Here is a 14,042-nt window from a genome sequence, read left to right as displayed (position 1 = left end):
AATATTTTTGCAGGATAGAGGGAACTCTTAGTTACTTTGGGATTGTAAGATAAGAGTAATCAACTGCGGTCTAGGCTCAGTCGGAGTCAGTAAAAACAAATTGAGTGCCGTTCCATACATATTTTCCTTGGGTAAAACCACTAGCGGTCATATTGCTGAGAGTGACTTCGAAACCGGTTTCTCCATCTTTCAGTAAAGGAAATCTTGCTTGTGCCTCCGCGCTGTAAACAAAGCCATCTTCCTTATAGCCAACAACCGGCAGATTATAAACTGTTCCCTCCGGATTAATACTGAATAAAACATATTGAAACTCCGGGCTGTTTTTGACCGGCCGGCCAATCGCAAAATCATAATTGCCGTCTTTATTATAATCCTCGAACAGAAGAGGGAAACTTCCTCCAAAGCCCAGATCGTCATTGCCGAAGTATGTGTTGAGCGGTATTCGGCTGATAACCTTGCCGGCGCTATTTTGGCTGAGGAGGTCAAAACGGCCCCTGTACATGCTTTCATCAATACTAAAGCCCGGCTCACCAGGTGTAAGAGGTTTTTTGTATTCAGTCTGTATGATTTTGATAAAAATTCTTTGCCTATTTTGACTCAATTTTACCCGTGAAATAACGAAAGGATTTTCTTTTTCAAACTCAAATTGCTTTCCGTCCCAGGTATACTTGGCAGGTTCAAAACCGCCGCCCTGCTTTTCTACGCCAATTAATATACCGAAACTCTTCCCTTCTCCAGTGCCAATAGTGTGAGTAAACTCAATCGAACAGCTGCCGGGGGCGGTATAAACAAAACTATTTTCCTTATAACCTTTTACCGGCAATGAAAAAATCTGGCCATCTTTACCGACACTGAAGATAACATATTTATATTCACTGCTATCACCGGCGGAAAAGCCAATGGGGATATCGAGCAAATTATCAGCGTTGTAATCGTGAACGGTTAGCTTAACCGGACCGTCAATAGTCAGTTCCATATTCCCGAAGTACTGGTTAAGGGACTTGCGGCTGGTTTCGGCACCTTTGCCGTTCTGAACAACCAAATCAAAGGTCCCGGAATATGAGGGTTTTTCATCAATATTTTGTAGAAGAACCCTTCATTTGCACAATAGAAAATTTATATGGCCCTTCATAATGAATGGTTTCCATTGCCATTTGAGCAACAACGGGATTCTGGCTACTCGAGGTTGAACATCCGTTTAATAAGAGCAGCAGAGAAAAAAGAATAAAAAGAAAACCTCGTGTTTTCATCACAGACTTCCTTTCATGAAGGTCATCTTATTATTAAAGAGGGGAGAAGACTTAAGCCTCTCCCCACAATTAATATGCTTACGGTTGAGGAACAGAATAGTATCCGCTCATAACAGTATCTATACTAAAAGATCCTATTGACTGTGAAGTATACGAGGAAAGAACTTCATATGCGCTGTTGGTAGCGTTTGTATGGGCTGCAATCTTTACGTCGTCTTTGGTACGTGACCCAGCGGTTCCGGTTACACCCGTGACAAACATTGCGTGGTCTAATGTGTCTCGAGCCGGAGCGCCGCCCCAATCTACTGTGAGGACATCACCGACATATCTGTGTCCTTAAATATTGGTTGGCCGGATAAAACGAAATTAGAAGAATTCTTCATTACCACCGGTTTCTACGATTTACTGCCTCTGGCCTTGGAACTGGCCGGGGATCAGGGTTATGATCAAACTGAGATGATTGAAGCGATCTGCAAAGTCAATGATAAATTCTATGAGTATCCGCCGACCAGAAACAGAACTGCTTGGTTTAGAAGAGTTTTTGAGGAGAAATTACGGGAAGCTAGGGAAGATGCAAATTAGCCCATTTAAAAGAAGATCTTGAACAAGGAACATAAAAATACCCGGGGGCTATTCCCGGTAGATTTGCAAGGCTTTTTGACTCATTTTGGCCAGATAAAATTCGAATGTTTTGGGGTAAGGATTATTCTGTTAACCATTTACTGCCATTAAGTGCATAGGTTCTGACTCATAAAGTTTGATACTTAGCTGAGGAAATAAATTCCACAGAAGTCTTACTATCAGCTAATTCCACGGTTTCACTTACCCCTTAGATGTTCTCAAAACTTTCTGAGAATAAATAGATATTCTCAAACTTTACAAGAATGATTCTCAAACTTTTTGAGAATAAATTATGAGAAAACGGGGGGCTTTTTTATAAGTAAAACTGCTTTATATAAACTTATATCTACTTTTAATCAGTTTTATCTCGCTATTCGGAAGGATTGACGTAACTTGATTCCCTCTCAACCTAAAATTTAACAAAAATATTTTACAGGGTTTATTCTATTCATAGGAACTGAAATAGGAAAGGAGGATTGAATCAAGATGTTAAGTTTAAGGAAGAGAGGGAAAAGTATGAAAAAGATCTCTGTATTTCTTTTGGCGTTTATGCTTTTTTTCAGCACTTTATCGCCTGTGTCTGCTGCCACAGCAACACCGACAACACCTGAAACTTCTTCAACACTAGCACAAACAGATATGGTAGAGCCGAATTTGGTGGAAGTAAAAACTGCATCGGGTGAGACAACCCTGATGAAGGAAGTAAAAACTGCATCGGGTGAGACAACCCTGATAAATGCTGCAGCAACGTCATATCCGACCGATTGGGTACCCATGTCACAGTACAATGTAGCAACTAATAATATATTCCAAAAAGCAACCAGGACGGCATTTTCAACAGCTTTAGGGGGCTTCTTAACGGGTACCTGCTCTAACGCATACTCCATTGCTGCAACTGCGGCTGTGGCTTGGGGATCATACTATTTCGTTGAGTACGATACGGAACGAGTCTATTATTACCACAGTTATCAATGGAGAGAAGTTGGGCCTCCGTCATACGATTCAAATGGGAATATTTATCCCCAATATGAAATTCAAAAAACCCAAAGAACGTCCAAAAATTCTGATTGGACTGGTGGACAAGTTACTGTGACATCACAGTACGGCACTATCCTAACGCCTTGGTTCTAAAATTCAATTTTATTTACTTCGAATAGTTCTTTCCTTTTATCCTTTATATGACTTCTAATACCATAAAATAGCTTTCTATGAACAACGTTCACGGAAAGCTATTTTACTTACCCCAACTATTTCTTATTAAACTTTCTATATTCTCTAATTTTAAAGAGCAGCATAACTAAGCTGGTTGTAAATCCAATAATGGCAGATGTAGAATACGATACATCTATAAAGAAATGCAAAACTAGAATTAAAAAAATGTTATATAGCAAGAGTGAAACAAGTATTCTTCTTTTCATTTAATCATCATCCCCTATTTATTATGAGATTTCATATAGGGCTAAGAATTCGTTCTTTCATTAATTATACCAAATTGTTTTTCCTTTTACTATGATGCTTATATCTGCTGGAAATTTTATAAGGAAATAAATCTCTCCTTAAGAATTCTCAAATTAGCTTCGGTAATATAGGCTTGTTCCTTAATTTCTTTAAATTTAATGTTATAGGTCTTGTTATTGTATCGGCTGATTTTTTCAATCTTACTCAGGTTTACAATATAGCTCTTGTGGCATCTAAAAAATGTTTCTCTTTTCCCCAGTAATTCGTTGACCATAAATAAGGAGGTAGATAATTGCAATCGCCTGTTTTTTAAAACTGCAATAACTTTACCATTTTCCATGGTAAAAAAATAAACGTCATTAACTTCAATCGCTTGCAAATAATCTTCATTCCTTGCAAAGAACATCTCCACAGCGATATCATCCCCAGTCTAATTGACTAATTATAGTAACTCCTTCCAAATCAAATAGTTTCAGCCTCCCTTCTTAATTTAGTACGCTCTCGGATAATCTTCCGAGGGCTATTTTATTGCCTTGCGGGATTCGCCAAAATTGGTTCCTCCAGCAAAAGCAATTTTTAATGTGATTTTTAATAGTTATTACCCTCAAATCTCTATCGGTAGATTCAAAACTCGTGTCGAAAAATAAAGTTCACCATTCGACCTAAAACTCCTTGACTTTTAGAAATTACCCCAAAAATCGCGCTGGAGGCATTGTTTACTGCCTACTACGGTTAAAGGGGTGATTCCTTCTGGTTATCGAGTGGAAATCTCATGATCAATTCCGTCAGTCTCTCATTTCTCATCTTTCCAAGTGGTCAGGCTCACTAAAAAAGAAACGGATTCTAAGGAACTATCAGGGGACCATTGTTAAAGTGTGGCTTGCAGATTTGTCAAAAGCAATTCCTATTCTTGAGTCCTGTTATGCTTTCTCTAAGCGCGGTAAAGTTCCGCGTGACCCTCTGGCTATGCTGCGCTCCTTCTTTGTGATGGGCTTAGAAGGCTCTGTGAGTATTACTAAATGGGTAAAAGCCTTGAAATCCCAGCCGGTGCTTGCTGTTCTCTGCGGATTTGAGCCCAATGACACTCCCGGCGTTGGCACGTACTACGAGTTTATTGACCGCATTTGGTTAGCACAGGGACATACCAAGCCTCGCCTTAAATCTCCTAACCCCAAACCACGCCAAAAGGGTAAAAGAAATGAGAAAATGGAAACTCCCAAACACCCAGGTAGCGTTGAGCGCTTGGTGAACCGGGTTGCCAAGTACCAAGACTCTCCGGCACCATCTGCTCCCTATGATGTTGTGATGAGCCTCTTTAAGGATTGCTTCGTCCTGCCTTCGGCTCATTTCGGTCTCTTAGGGGATCGAGCGAATCTTTCTCTTGCCGGTGACGGTACCACCGTCAGGAGTGGGTCAAACCGATTTGGTCGCAAAACCTGCTCTTGCCAGGAACAAGGTATTTTTAACTGCGACTGCCCAAGATCCTTTTCTGATCCAGACGCTTCCTGGGGTTGGGATAGCTATCGAGAAGAGTATTTTTGGGGTCGTTCTCTCTATGAGTTTGTCGCTTCGGACAGCCCTTATGACTTGCCCATCTACTTTATGCTGGCCTCGGCTAAGCGTCATGATAGTATTCTGTGTGTGTCTGCCTTAGACAAAGCGCGCAAGTTGTATCCGGAGTTCTCCTTCGCTGAGCTAAGCCTGGATTCTGCCCATGATGCCTATCCCATTTACTGTTTACTGGATTCGTGGGACATCACCCCTATCATTGCTGCTAATCCCCGTAGGGTGTCTGACCCTGAGCACGAGAAGTTTAATCTTACACCGTCAGGAGTACCTATCTGCAAATGCGGATTCCCGATGGCCTACAATGGACCAAACCTTAAACGCAGAAGAACCAAATGGCGTTGTCCGGTAGCAGTCGGGAAAGCAGCCAGGTGTCTAAATCCTAAACCATGTTCTTCTTCACCGTATGGCCGTGTTGTCTATACGACGTTTGAGGAAAACCTAAGACTTTTTAGGGCTCCGCCACGTGACTCAGCTATCTGGAGGAAGAAGTACAAGAAACGTTCATCCTCGGAGCGTTCTAATAAACGCAAGAAGTGTGATTACCACCTTGAAGAGGCTAAGGTCCGCAGTACGAAACATTGGTATTTCCGCACCTTTGTAATTGCTGCTCTCCAACACGTTGATGCTTGGTACAAGCATTTCGAGAAAGAGGTTTTATCGGAGATCGATCAATACTTGAACCTGATGGCTGCCTAAGTCCTGATTCTAGTCGTTTTAAGAAGAGCCCTTTAATGGGTTAGCTTTGCTATGCCCTGATACGGTAGATTGGTGTTAAAAACCTAAAGCAACTTGGAAAATCCGTTTAATTCTGGGTCATAGTTTTTAACAGAGAGTGTTCAATTTAGGGATAATGATTTTGAAAATTTAACCTCCTTATTTAAAAATCTCCCTTCACAAATATCCCCAGTAGGTATAGTATTAAAATACCTACTTTGTGTAGGGGCAACGCCTTCAGATCAAATGGTACTTTGCAGGTATTGATGATCTGAGGGCGTCTTTATTCAAATGGCTGAAGCCATCTAAATACTTAGGATATATACTAAGATGTGGTACCTACGCATTACGGTATCATGATGTCCCAGCATATCGATGCTTGGTTTGCCTACCTGAAAGAAGACCTAAAGGTTCTAAAACAGCTTATCTTTCCAAAGGCTAAATTTAACCCTAAGCGCACTCCTTTCGTTATAATAAACATTTCTGATTATGCAGCTCCAGATTTCAAGGCTCCTCAATTAATAACGTCCTGTTGTCTTTCTATAAGTAAGACAATTCTGACAGCTAAAAGGTTACACTGAACTACTAACTTTTTTCGAAGACCAATCCTAAAAGAATTTCATAGGTCAAAATATCTCTCTTTCAATGGGCTAACTAATTCATATGTAATTCGACACATACGAAACGCCGTTGACCTTTATACTCGTCAACGGCGTCCTTTCGTCTATTGCCCATTCCCCTAAAACAAACTGATCTGATTACTATCCGGCAGACCCTGCAGGCAGCCGTGCTTCTCCAAGATTTCCACCACGGTCTTGGTCAGTTTGGGATGAGTGCGCAAATCTTCAACTGAGAGAATGCCATGCTCATCCCGAAGTGCCGCCAGGCTCCTGGCGGCTGTATCCCCTAAGCCTTGGAGGGAAGCAAAGGGAGGCAGGAGCCCGCTTGGAGTGATGAGGAAGCGGGTGGGGTCAGATTCCCACAAGTCCACTTTACGCAAATTAATTCCCCGGCAAAACATTTCGACCGCCAGTTCGAGGATCGTGACCAAGTTCTTTTCCTTGGCCGTGGCCTCATTCCCTTTGCCTTCGATCTCCTCAATTTTCTGGCGACAGGCCTCCGGCCCCTGGGTAATCAAGTCGGAGTCAAATTCATCGGCGCGCACGGTGAAGAAAGTGGCATAAAAAGCTTCCGCATAATGAAGTTTGAACCAGGCAATGCGGAAGGCCATGGTGACATAGGCCACGGCATGGGCTTTCGGGAACATGTATTTAATCTTTTGGCAGGACTCAACATACCAGTCCGGGACGTCATGGGCTTTCATCTCTTCGATGTCTTCCGGCTTCAGCCCCTTGCCCTTGCGCACCCCTTCCATGATCTTGAAAGCCCGGCCCGGCTCCAGCCCTTTATAAATCAGGTAGACCATGATGTCATCGCGGCAGGCGATAATCTCGGAGATGGTGGCGGTGCCGGCGCGCACCAGATCCTGGGCATTGCTCAGCCAGACATCTGTCCCGTGCGAAAGCCCGGAAATCCTGACTAAGTCGGAGAAACTTTTGGGTTTCGTATCTTCCAGCATCTGGCGCACGAACTTGGTGCCGAATTCAGGAATCCCGTAGGTTCCGGTTTTAGAGCGGATCTCTTCCTCCGTCACCCCAAGAGCCTCCGGGCTGGCGAACAAGGACATAGTCTTGCGGTCATCCAGAGGGATCTTCTTGGCGTCGACCCCGGTCAAATCCTCCAGCATCTTAATGACGGTCGGATCGTCATGCCCGAGAATATCTAGCTTGACCAAGCGGCCGGAGATGGAATGGTAGTCAAAGTGCGTTGTGATCGTTTCTGACTTCGGATCATCCGCCGGCCGCTGCAAGGGAGTGAAGTCGTGGACGTCAAACTCCTTGGGCACGACCATGAGCCCTCCCGGATGCTGGCCGGTAGTGCGTTTGACTCCGGTGCACCCCCGCACCAGGCGCATCATCTCCGCGGAGCGGACTTTGACTTTGCGTTCCTCGAGATAGTTTTTAACATAGCCAAAGGCGGTTTTGTCGGCAATCGTGGCAATGGTTCCGGCGCGGAAAACATACTCTTTGCCGAACAGTTCTTCCGTATATTTATGGGCGCGGGGCTGGTAATCCCCGGAGAAGTTTAAGTCAATATCCGGAACCTTGTCCCCTTTGAAACCGAGGAAGGTCTCAAACGGAATATCGTGTCCGTCTTTGGCCATTTTCTGCCCGCACTGAGGGCAGTCTTTATCAGGGAGGTCTGCTCCGGAGCCCACGCTCCCGTCCTCCACAAAGACGGAATGCAGGCAATCCGGGTTAGGGCAGCGGTAATGCGGGGGCAGAGGATTAACTTCGGTAATCCCGGTCATGGTCGCAACCAGGGAAGAGCCCACAGACCCCCGGGAACCGACCAGATAGCCGTCGTCATTAGACTTCTTCACTAAGAGATGGGCGATCAAATAAAGGACAGAAAAACCGTGCCCGATAATGGATTTGAGCTCTTTTTCCAGGCGCTGCGTCACGACCGCAGGCAAGGGCTTGCCGTAAAGCTCATACGCCCGCTCCCAGGACATGTTCTCAATCTTTTCTTCCGCTCCCGGGATACTGGGAGAAAAAAGGTCATCCGGGAAAGGCTTTAAGACTTCGATCTGGGCTGCGATGCTTTGCGGAGCACGCACCACAACCTCCGCCGCCGTTTCCTCTCCCAAATACGCAAACTCTTCCAGCATCTCATCGGTAGTATGAAAATAGAGGGGCGCTTGCTCGTCCGCATCTTCGAACCCTTTGCCCGCCATGAGAATGCGGCGGTAGTATTCATCTTCCGGGTCCAGAAAATGGACGTCTCCGGTCGCGACAACCGGCTTGCCCAGCTCCTGTCCCAGGCGGAGCACCGTGCGGTTAAGCTCGCGCAAGCCCTCTTGATTAGCCACTTGCCCGTTTTTTAGCATAAAGGCGTTATTGCCAAGGGGCTGGATTTCCAAGTAATCGTAAAAATCCGCAATCTCTTTCAGTTTCTGCCAGGGTTCTTGCTGCAGTATCGCCTGGATGAGTTCTCCTGCTTCGCAAGCTGAACCGAGAAGCAGCCCTTCCCTGAACTCAGCCACTTTGGATTTGGGCAGGCGGGGGCGGCGGTAAAAATGTTCGAGATGGGAAAGGGTAATCAACTTGTACAGGTTTTTTAACCCCTGGCTGTCTTTGACTAATAAGACAATATGCCTGCTCTTGCGTTCCTTTTCCGGAAGCGGCCCCAGGGAGTCATCAAACAAATACCCTTCAACTCCCAGGATGACTTTGATTCCATGCTTCTGTCCGGCCTCCACTGCCTCCGGAAATGCCTGCACCACGCCGTGGTCAGTAATAGCGATCGCTTCATGGCCCCATGCTTGCGCTCTTTTAATTAGGTCAGAGGCTGCAGAAATTCCGTCCATTGACGACATGCGGGTATGCAAATGAAGTTCTATTCTTTTTTCAACCGCATTATCCAGACGAATTGACAGTTGAGCAGGCATAACGTCTTTGGGCATCAAGGTAAGCTCAGAGCTGTAGCGGTCATACTGAACCGGTCCACGCGCCATGACCCATTCCCCGTCACTAAGCTCCAGACTGGTCTGACCTTCAGGCAGAAAGATTTTACCTGAGATGGAGTCCGTTCTGTCACTGAGCTCAAAGGTCACAAGCTGACGTCCGCTTTTTAAGGTACGGTATTCTATGTTAAAAACTTCACCTTTGAGGATAACCTGACGTTCTTCATCCTGAATCTCCCGCAAGGGCACGGGTTCTCCCTTAAATTCCCGGCCAAGTATGCAGGTCTTTTTGGCCGGAGCACTTTTGGCGGGTGTTGCCTGAACTGACAAAAGTTGCTTAATGTGCTCCTGTTCCTCTAATTCTGCCTGCTGGAAGTGTTCTTCAAAGCAAGGTTTTCCGTCCAGTTCACAGGCTACCCTAACCCCTAAATGGAATTTAGTCTGGAAATAGTTTTCCACAACCTGGTGCTTGGCCCGAAAATACTCTATGCTCAAGGCATTAGGCACGTATAAAAGAAGCTGGTCATCCTCAGCCTCGTACCGTGTATCAGGGCCCAGCCAGCCTTGCACAGCAGGCAAACGCCCTGCCAGATCTTCCATTATTTCAGCCCAGCGACTTGAACATATGTCTGTGAGTGAAGAAACCGGGACATTGCATTCCAAATGAAGCGCGATTTCCTTAATTTCAGGCACCCTAGCCTTCAACAGAGCTGTTAAAGGGTCGAATAACGAAGAATCCAGCTTGCTTGTTGTAAACAAGTGCAGAACCCATTTACCTTCCTTAGGAATGACCTCAACTTTTTTCAATACAATGGCTGCCAGATAGGGGCTGAGCGGTTCCTGCCATTCAGGCGGAAGCTCAAGCAGAAACGGGACTTCTCCCAAGGGCAGAGGCCTGGCCATCTCTTTTCCCCTCTCTTTCTTATGTCTAGTTCCTCGCGATACCACTCCATGCTTCTTATTGTTCCAGGGCTTGTTTGACAGTTTTTTGCACCAAGCGAACCACCTCTGAGAGCACAACCAGCTCAGTCTCCCCGGTTTTGCGCGTCCTCAGCTCAATGTGCCCGTTAGCCAGAGCTTTGCTGCCTACAGTAATGCGCATGGGATAGCCGACCAAGTCCGCGTCTTTGAATTTAACCCCCGGCCGCTCATCCCGGTCATCGATAACAACTTCCACTCCCGCCTGCTTCAATTCGCCATAAAGCTTCTCTGCAGTTGCGGCCACCAGGGCGTCTTTCATATTAACCGGGACAATAATGCAATGGTAAGGGGCAATCTGAAGCGGCCAGATGATTCCGTCGGCATCGTTGTTTTGCTCGATTGCTGCCGCCATCGTGCGGCTGACGCCGACTCCGTAGCAACCCATGACACAGAGCTTTTCCTCTCCGTTCTCATCCAAGTAGGTAGCTTTAAGGGCTTTACTGTATTTCGTGCCAAGCTTAAACACCTGCCCTACTTCGATCCCGCGCGCTTCCTGCAGGGGAGCCCCGCACTTAGGACATTCCTCTCCGACTTCTACCATACGCAGGTCAAACTCTTGCTCGATCCGAAAATCACGGCCAGGAACAACGTCAACATAGTGATGGTCGTTCTTGTTGGCCCCGCAGACGATCCCGGTCATCAGAGACACTTCATGATCAGCGATTACATTAAGTCCTTCGGGTACCCCTACCGGCCCCACAGATCCAACTTCACAGCCTAAAGTCTCCAGCACTTTTTGCGGGTCAGCCAGTTTCAGAGAGATGAAGCCGCCTAGGGCGTTATTTAGTTTAACTTCATTAATCTCCCGGTCCCCGCGCACTAACACCAAGAAGAACTTGCCATCTCCATCATAGAGAAGAGATTTGACAAGGCTGGTTTTCGGCACGCTTAAAAATTCTCTTATCTGTTCGATTGTTCTTACACCCGGGGTATAGACCAGACGGTATTCTCCCTCCGCAGCGCTGTCTTTCACGGGCCGCGGGCGGCATTCAGCTTTCTCGACATTGGCAGCGTAATCACAAGCCGGGCAGTAAACGACGGCAGCCTCGCCCGACTCAGCTAACACCATAAACTCATGTGTGCCTCCGCTCCCGCCGATAGCCCCGGCATCCGCCTCGACCGGTCGGTAAGTAAGTCCGCAGCGGCTAAAGATGCGGCAATAGGCGTCATACATTTTGGTGTAGCTCTCCGCCAAACCTGCGTCATCCCGGTCAAACGAGTATAAATCTTTCATGACAAATTCCCGGCCCCGCATCAGGCCAAAGCGCGGACGGCGCTCATCGCGGTATTTATTTTGAATCTGATACAGCAAGAGAGGCAATTGTTTGTATGAACGCACCTCGCCGCGGACAAGGTCTGTGATCAGTTCTTCATGAGTCGGGCCTAAACAGAATTCGCGCTCGTGCCTGTCCTTAAGTCGGAACATCTCCTCGCCGTACAGATCCCAGCGCCCGGTTTCTTTCCACAGCTCAGCCGGTTGGATAATCGGCATGAGAACCTCTTGCCCTCCCTTGGCGTCCATCTCCTCGCGCACGATTTGCTCGATCTTTTTCAAGACTCTAAGACCCAAGGGCAAATAAGTATACACTCCAGCGGCAGCTTTACGGATGATACCGGCCCGCAGCATCAGCTGGTGGCTGACCACTTCCGCCTCAGCCGGAACTTCTCTCAAAGTAGGGTTCAGCAATTGGCTTACACGCATCGTTATTCCATTCCTTTCAAGATAAGTCTGAAAAACTATTACGAGCTTTGATGCTTGCGCACATACTCCTCAATCTCCTGTAAGAGTGCGGGTAGAAGTTCCTCTTCCGGCAGGCGCGCGACTATTTCTCCTTTACGGAACAGCAACCCCATCCCTTTGCCGCCGGCAATCCCAAAGTCAGCCTCCCGGGCCTCGCCCGGCCCGTTGACCGCACAGCCCATCACCGCTACTTTTAACGGCTTATCCAAAGGCGGAAGTTGGGACAGCTTGTCCTCAACTTGTTCGGCCAACAGTGCCAGGTTGACTTGCGTGCGCCCGCAGGTCGGGCAGCTTATTAGATCCACACCCCGCTGTCTAAGCCCTAGAACGCGTAAAATCTCTAAAGCAACCGGGATTTCTTGTACAGGGTCTCCTGTCAGGGAAACCCTGATGGTATCCCCGATCCCATCGGCCAGCAAAGTGCCGATTCCTACCGCCGATTTTACAACCCCCGAGCGCACTGTTCCCGCTTCCGTTACCCCCACATGAAGGGGATAGTCAACAAGTTCAGAGATCCGGTGGTACGCTTCCAGCATCAACGGAACCTGGGAAGACTTGAGCGACACCTTAATTTTGTCATATCCTTCATCCTCAAGCAAGGATATATGTCTGAGGGCACTTGCGACCATGCCTTCTGCCGTTGGCTCGCCATATTTCTCTAAGAAGTCTTTTTCTAATGACCCGGCATTAACCCCGATCCGAATCGGAATCAGCCGTTCTTTCACCGCCCGCACTACCTCCTGCACCTTCCAGCGCGCCCCGATGTTACCCGGGTTGAGGCGCAAACCGTGAATTCCTTGCTCAATGGCTATTAAAGCCAGGCGGTAATCGAAATGGATGTCGGCAATAACCGGGAGCGGGCTTTCCCGCACGATCTCACCGAGAAACTTAGCAGCCTCCTCATTTAAGACCGCAAGGCGCACCACTTCACACCCGGCATCTGCCAAAGCGCAGATTTGAGCCAACGTTGCGCGGGCATCGCGCGTATCGGTATTAGTCATAGACTGCACCACAACAGGAGCTCCGCCCCCGATGGTGACAGAGCCCACCTGCACAGGCCTTGTGTTCCTTCTCAACATACATCCTCCTGAGATAGGTCTTCTTACCCCGCTTTCACAAAAAGGTTCAGGATATCCCGATAAGTAATCGCGATCATCAAGGCTAACAGCAGGACAAACCCTACAAGATGAATCAAGTTCTCTTTTTCCGGGTTCAGGGGCTTGCGCCGTATACCCTCGATTATGAGAAAGACCAGACGGCTACCATCCAACGCTGGGATGGGAAAAAGGTTTAAGAGTCCGAGCTGGATGCTTAAGACCCCTGTTAAACCCAAAAGGTTGGAAAACCCTGCTTGGGCCCCTTCCCCGATTGCTTTAGCAATTGCCACCGGCCCGCCGACATCTGCGGGTATCTGGCGTGTGACCATTTGCGTCAGCGTCACAACGATAAACTTGGTAAATTCTATTGTCCTCGCAAAGCCAAAGCGGAAGGTCTGAAGAATGGGCACCCGCTCATACACGATCTCCGGGCCGATTCCAATCATCCCATACCCGGTCTGAGCATCTTTTTCCGTTGTCAGTTTAAGGGTCTGGGTTTGCCCCTGCCGCTCCACTGTGAGTACAAGAGCCTGATTCGGTTTAGCATGAATTACTTCAGTAAGAGTATTCCAATCCGATGTGGGAGTATTGTCAACGGCAACAATCCTATCCCCTGCCAGGAGCCCGGCTGTGACCGCCGGTTTGCCCTCGGCCAAAGACCCGATGGCGTTCCCCTGGGCCTGCGCCGGGATCCCTAAGTAAGCAAAAACAGCGACAAAGAGAACGATGGCTAAGATAAAATTCATAATAGGCCCGGCAACAATAACAGCCATGCGCTTCCACACCGGCTTATTCATATAACTGTATGGATCATCGGACGAACCGATTGTTGCCTGCCCATTCTCGTCCGGTTCCGGGTCCATGCCATATAACCTTACAAACCCGCCCAGGGGAATGAGCCGTATGGCATAAAACGTTTCCTTGCCTTTGTAGCCCACAAGCTTAGGCCCGAATCCGAAACTAAACTCCAGAACCCTGATCCCGGCCCATTTGGCGACCAGGAAATGCCCCAGTTCGTGCACCATGACCAGGAGACCGAACACAAACACAATCGCTAAAGCAGTCATACAAGCATCCCCCTTATT

9 protein-coding genes are annotated in these 14,042 nt (G+C 47.4%); 3 read left to right on the top strand and 6 right to left on the bottom strand.

What is annotated here, in order from left to right; translation table 11 throughout:
• Nucleotides 1-76 precede the first annotated feature (76 nt).
• A complete protein-coding gene (locus ACYQ2N_RS16570; RefSeq protein ID WP_460000438.1) occupies nt 77-1,042 on the bottom strand; it encodes a hypothetical protein in 966 nt (321 codons plus the stop codon).
• Between the two features lie 538 nt (nt 1,043-1,580).
• Here ACYQ2N_RS16570 and ACYQ2N_RS16565 point away from each other — a divergent pair.
• Both ACYQ2N_RS16565 and ACYQ2N_RS16560 read left to right on the top strand, forming a co-directional pair.
• On the top strand, nt 1,581-1,832 hold the full coding sequence (locus ACYQ2N_RS16565; protein ID WP_460000437.1) for a hypothetical protein: 252 nt from the start codon (nt 1,581-1,583) through the stop codon (nt 1,830-1,832).
• A gap of 555 nt (nt 1,833-2,387) precedes the next feature.
• Complete coding sequence (locus tag ACYQ2N_RS16560) at nt 2,388-3,002, top strand: hypothetical protein (RefSeq protein ID WP_460000436.1); 615 nt, start codon at nt 2,388-2,390, stop codon at nt 3,000-3,002.
• A gap of 403 nt (nt 3,003-3,405) precedes the next feature.
• Here the strand turns inward: ACYQ2N_RS16560 and ACYQ2N_RS16555 are convergent, their stop codons facing one another.
• Nucleotides 3,406-3,735, bottom strand: coding sequence for a LytTR family DNA-binding domain-containing protein (locus ACYQ2N_RS16555; protein WP_460000568.1), 330 nt, complete (start codon nt 3,733-3,735; stop codon nt 3,406-3,408).
• A 467-nt stretch (nt 3,736-4,202) separates the two neighbouring features.
• Here ACYQ2N_RS16555 and ACYQ2N_RS16550 point away from each other — a divergent pair, with 467 nt between their 5' ends.
• Nucleotides 4,203-5,594 carry a hypothetical protein gene (locus ACYQ2N_RS16550; protein ID WP_460000435.1) on the top strand — a complete coding sequence of 464 codons (1,392 nt, stop codon included), beginning with the start codon at nt 4,203-4,205 and terminating at the stop codon, nt 5,592-5,594.
• Between the two features lie 757 nt (nt 5,595-6,351).
• Here ACYQ2N_RS16550 and ACYQ2N_RS16545 read toward each other — a convergent pair.
• Genes ACYQ2N_RS16545 through rseP form a run of 4 tightly spaced genes read right to left on the bottom strand, consistent with a single transcriptional unit; the run spans nt 6,352 to nt 14,024 of the window.
• Nucleotides 6,352-10,041 (bottom strand): PolC-type DNA polymerase III, encoded by a 3,690-nt coding sequence (locus ACYQ2N_RS16545; protein WP_460000434.1) that lies wholly within the window; start codon nt 10,039-10,041, stop codon nt 6,352-6,354.
• Nucleotides 10,042-10,096: 55 nt separating this feature from the next.
• Entirely contained in the window at nt 10,097-11,821 is a 1,725-nt protein-coding gene (locus ACYQ2N_RS16540) for a proline--tRNA ligase (protein WP_460000433.1), read from the bottom strand.
• Nucleotides 11,822-11,859: 38 nt separating this feature from the next.
• Nucleotides 11,860-12,939: a flavodoxin-dependent (E)-4-hydroxy-3-methylbut-2-enyl-diphosphate synthase gene (ispG, locus tag ACYQ2N_RS16535; RefSeq protein WP_460000432.1), complete on the bottom strand. Its 1,080-nt coding sequence runs from the start codon at nt 12,937-12,939 to the stop codon at nt 11,860-11,862.
• 23 nt (nt 12,940-12,962) lie between these two features.
• A complete protein-coding gene (gene rseP, locus ACYQ2N_RS16530; RefSeq protein ID WP_460000431.1) occupies nt 12,963-14,024 on the bottom strand; it encodes an RIP metalloprotease RseP in 1,062 nt (353 codons plus the stop codon).
• Between the last annotated feature and the right edge of the window lie 18 nt (nt 14,025-14,042).

The organism is Paradesulfitobacterium aromaticivorans, from assembly GCF_054657415.1.
This window is presented reverse-complemented; position numbering and strand designations above follow the sequence as displayed.

Excerpts from the sequence above, each read along its gene's own strand:
- rseP (WP_460000431.1), bottom strand. The coding sequence starts at position 14,024 with ATGACTGCTTTAGCGATTGTGTTTGTGTTCGGTCTCCTGGTCATGGTG.
- ACYQ2N_RS16545 (WP_460000434.1), bottom strand. The coding sequence starts at position 10,041 with ATGGCCAGGCCTCTGCCCTTGGGAGAAGTCCCGTTTCTGCTTGAGCTT.
- ACYQ2N_RS16555 (WP_460000568.1), bottom strand. The coding sequence starts at position 3,735 with ATGTTCTTTGCAAGGAATGAAGATTATTTGCAAGCGATTGAAGTTAAT.
- ACYQ2N_RS16560 (WP_460000436.1), top strand. The coding sequence starts at position 2,388 with ATGAAAAAGATCTCTGTATTTCTTTTGGCGTTTATGCTTTTTTTCAGC.
- ACYQ2N_RS16540 (WP_460000433.1), bottom strand. The coding sequence starts at position 11,821 with ATGCGTGTAAGCCAATTGCTGAACCCTACTTTGAGAGAAGTTCCGGCT.
- ispG (WP_460000432.1), bottom strand. The coding sequence starts at position 12,939 with ATGTTGAGAAGGAACACAAGGCCTGTGCAGGTGGGCTCTGTCACCATC.